The 3,373-nt window shown below is 48.8% G+C and carries 5 protein-coding genes; all 5 read left to right on the plus strand.

The window, feature by feature from the left end:
- Nucleotides 1-408: hypothetical protein (locus VIM87_RS19670; RefSeq protein WP_331998651.1), on the plus strand; the 408-nt coding region annotated here is incomplete at its 5' end.
- A complete protein-coding gene (locus VIM87_RS19675; RefSeq protein ID WP_331998652.1) occupies nt 405-848 on the plus strand; it encodes a DoxX family protein in 444 nt (147 codons plus the stop codon). The genes VIM87_RS19670 and VIM87_RS19675, both read left to right, overlap by 4 nt.
- A gap of 29 nt (nt 849-877) precedes the next feature.
- A complete protein-coding gene (locus tag VIM87_RS19680) occupies nt 878-1,861 on the plus strand; it encodes an ion channel (protein ID WP_331998653.1) in 984 nt (327 codons plus the stop codon).
- 19 nt (nt 1,862-1,880) lie between these two features.
- Complete coding sequence (locus VIM87_RS19685) at nt 1,881-2,936, plus strand: tellurite resistance/C4-dicarboxylate transporter family protein (protein WP_331998654.1); 1,056 nt, start codon at nt 1,881-1,883, stop codon at nt 2,934-2,936.
- Between the two features lie 39 nt (nt 2,937-2,975).
- A partial coding sequence (locus VIM87_RS19690; protein WP_331998655.1) for a hypothetical protein occupies nt 2,976-3,373 on the plus strand: 398 nt, incomplete at its 3' end.

Below are 3,373 nucleotides of genomic sequence, written 5' to 3' on the forward strand. Positions count from 1 at the left end.
GTGGAGCTGTTTATGATGGAAGACAGGCCGGCCGCTTACACCACCATAGGCGATCTTTCAACAGATGAATTAGTGCTGAATCCCGAACATCATTTACAGCAATTCCAATACCCCGTTCACCTGAAAACGGCTAAACAGCTCACGCCCGCTGATAAAGGCGATTATTTCCTGGTGTTATTCCGCAAGCCCGACAGCGGGGAGGTGAATTTCATGAACCTTTCGCCCGCGCTGGTAGCCATGCTGGAAATATTGCAGGAAGGCCCGCAAACCATGGATGCCCTGATCCGGCAATGCTGCGCCGCCTGGCAGCTGCAGCTTAGCCCGGAGATCCGGGCTGCGGCGCATGCTTTCATCACACAATCGCTGGAGAACCGGCTGATCATCGGATTTAAAAGCAAACACGAATGAGCATCTTATCATCCTACGCCCGCACGGCGGCATCCCTGGAAAAAGCCAGGGCAATACCCTTATTGCTATTACGGCTCATACTGGCATATGGTTTTTACACACCTGCCAAAATGAAATGGTCTGATATTAACGCCATTGGGGAATGGTTTGGCAGCATGCACTTTCCCATGCCTACGCTAAGCGCTTACCTGGCCGCTACCACAGAAGCCGCAGGCGTAGTGTTGCTTACCCTGGGCCTGGCCACCCGCCTTATTACCATCCCCTTAATGATCGTAATGCTGGTAGCTATTTTTGCAGTACACTGGCCCAATGGTTTCAGCGCAGGCGATAATGGTTTCGAGATCCCGCTGTATTATTTCCTGATGCTGTTCACATTATTTATTATGGGGCCGGGCAGTATCAGTATGGATGAACGGCTGCGTAGAAAATATAGAAACTAACCCTTAGTTTTGCCATACAATTTTCCTGTATGGCACTCCGCATCAACCCATTCTCCAAAATAAACAACGATACTGGTTTTGGCAACAGCTCCAGTGGTTCTGTGGGCCGTTTCGTAAACAAGGATGGTACCTTTAACCTGCGTAAAGAAGGCCGCCCTTACTGGGAGCGCATGAGCCTTTATCACTTCATGCTTAACCTGTCCCCGCTGAAATTCTTTTGCGCCATCCTGCTGTTCTTTTTTTCCATTAACCTTATTTACACGGCTATTTACCTGGTGTTAGGTGCGCATGAATTTGTAGGTATTATGTGGCAAAGTAAGTGGCAGGTTTTCAAAGAGATCTATTTCTTCAGCACAGAAACCTTTACCACCGTAGGTTATGGCCGCGTAAACCCTATTGGCGATGGCGCCAACCTGGTAGCCTCCCTGGAAGCCCTGAACGGTTTCCTGTACCTGGCCGTATTCACCGGTTTGATCTACGGGCGTTTTTCCAAGCCCAAAGCTTTCCTCATGTTCAGTGATTACGCTACAATAGCGCCCTTCCAGGATAAAATGGGACTGATGTTCCGTTTTGCATCTTATAAGAACAATCATACGCTTACGGATGTTGAGGTAAAGGTAACCGCGGCATTGCTGGTAACGGAAAATGGTAAAACCGCATACCAGTTCTATGATCTGCCCCTGGAGCGCAGCAAGATCCAGAACCTGCCCATGAACTGGACCGTAGTGCATCCGATAGATGAGAACAGCCCTTTGCAGGGATTAAACCAGGACGATCTGAAGGCCGCTGACCTGGAAATTTATGTGCTTATCCGCGCCTTTGATGATGTGTTCTCCAACTTTGTATTAAAGCGCACTTCTTATACGTACGAAGAGATCCATTTCAACCGCCGCTTTGTGCCTATGTACCGGGAAACCGGTAACAGCACTATCCTGGAGCTGCATAAGCTCAGCGAATCAAAAGAGGTGGATGTTACGGTAGCAGTGCCGTTCAGCCCCATTGAACGGTCTTAATACACCTAAAACCCTCAGCATGCCGCAAGCCCAGCTCGCACATCCCGGCCAGCCGGTTATGGCCACTTCCCTGGAAAATTTCTTTCCCGGTTATTTTGCCCTGGTAATGGCCACCGGTATTGTATCCATTGGTATGTTCCTGTGGAAGTATGCCTTGTTAGCAGGTATTTTCCTGGGCCTGAATGTATTCTTTTACCTGTTGCTCTGGACCATTCTTATTCTCCGGATCGTGAAATATCCGCAGGTTGTATGGAACGATCTTCACCATTCCGCCAGGGGCGTAACATTCCTGACCCTGGTGGCAGGTACTAATGTGCTGGGCAGCCAGATAGCTATTATTACCGGCCGTATGGATCTGGCGCTGGTATTATGGATAGCCGGGTTTATACTCTGGGCGCTGATCCTCTACACTTTTTTCCTGGTCAATATCCTCAAAGAGCCCAAGCCTGCGCTGCAGCAAAGCATTAGCGGCGCCTGGCTGCTGATAGTGGTTGCCACAGAATCGGTAGCTGTGCTGGGCGCTATTATTGCCAACAGCAGCCAGTATCACTGGCTCATCGCATTTATATCGCTGTGTTCGTATATGACAGGCGGCATGTTCTACTTTGTGCTTATTGGGCTCATCCTTTACCGCTGGCTTTTCTTCAGCATGAAAGCAGAAACGCTTACGCCTCCGTACTGGATCAACATGGGCGCCGTAGCCATCATTACGCTGGCAGGTTCCCGCCTGGTAGCATATGCCCGCGTACATGAAGAATTAAAAGAATGGGCCGGTTTCATACAGTCGTTCACGATGTTCTTCTGGGCTTTTGCCAGCTGGTGGATCCCCCTGCTGTTCCTGATGTTCGCCTACCGCCACTTTATTGCCCGGGTGCCGTTAAAGTACGATCCCCAGTACTGGTCAATGGTGTTTCCCCTTGGCATGTACGGCGTGTGTACTTATACGTATGCAGGCATAACGGGCTTTACCTTCATTAAACCTATTTCGGCATTATTTGTTATATTAGCTTTACTGACCTGGGTCATTGTTTTGATTGGTTTATTTATTGATCTTGCATCGGTGAAGAAAAAGTAACGTCATTATTCTGTTACGGATAACCATAAAAAGGTGCCTATGTATTTTTCTCTCAACAAAAAAGCCGCCTTTATTGCAATTATTGTTACCCTGCTTTGTGTGGTGATCTCATTTTACGGGTCCAGGAAGCTGCAGAATTTTGACCCGGCATTAATTGCTTATTTATTTGGTACCCTCTTTGCCGTGTTCGGCGTTATTTACCGTTATTGTGTATGGCTGCAACGGCCGCCCACCCGCATGTATTTCAGGCGTACCTGGCAGCTGATCTTTACCGGTGCTTTTTTCGTGCACGCCTACACGCTAATAATAGATTCCATCAAAAACCTCCTGTTCCAGCATTTCATTTACCCCAGGGGCAAAAAGCGCTGGATCGCTCACTTTATGCTGGCTACCGGCTGCCTGGCAGCTTTTGCCATTACCATTCCGCTTACGCTGGG

The sequence above is a fragment of the Chitinophaga sp. genome, assembly GCF_036569125.1.
GTDB lineage: Bacteria > Bacteroidota > Bacteroidia > Chitinophagales > Chitinophagaceae > Chitinophaga.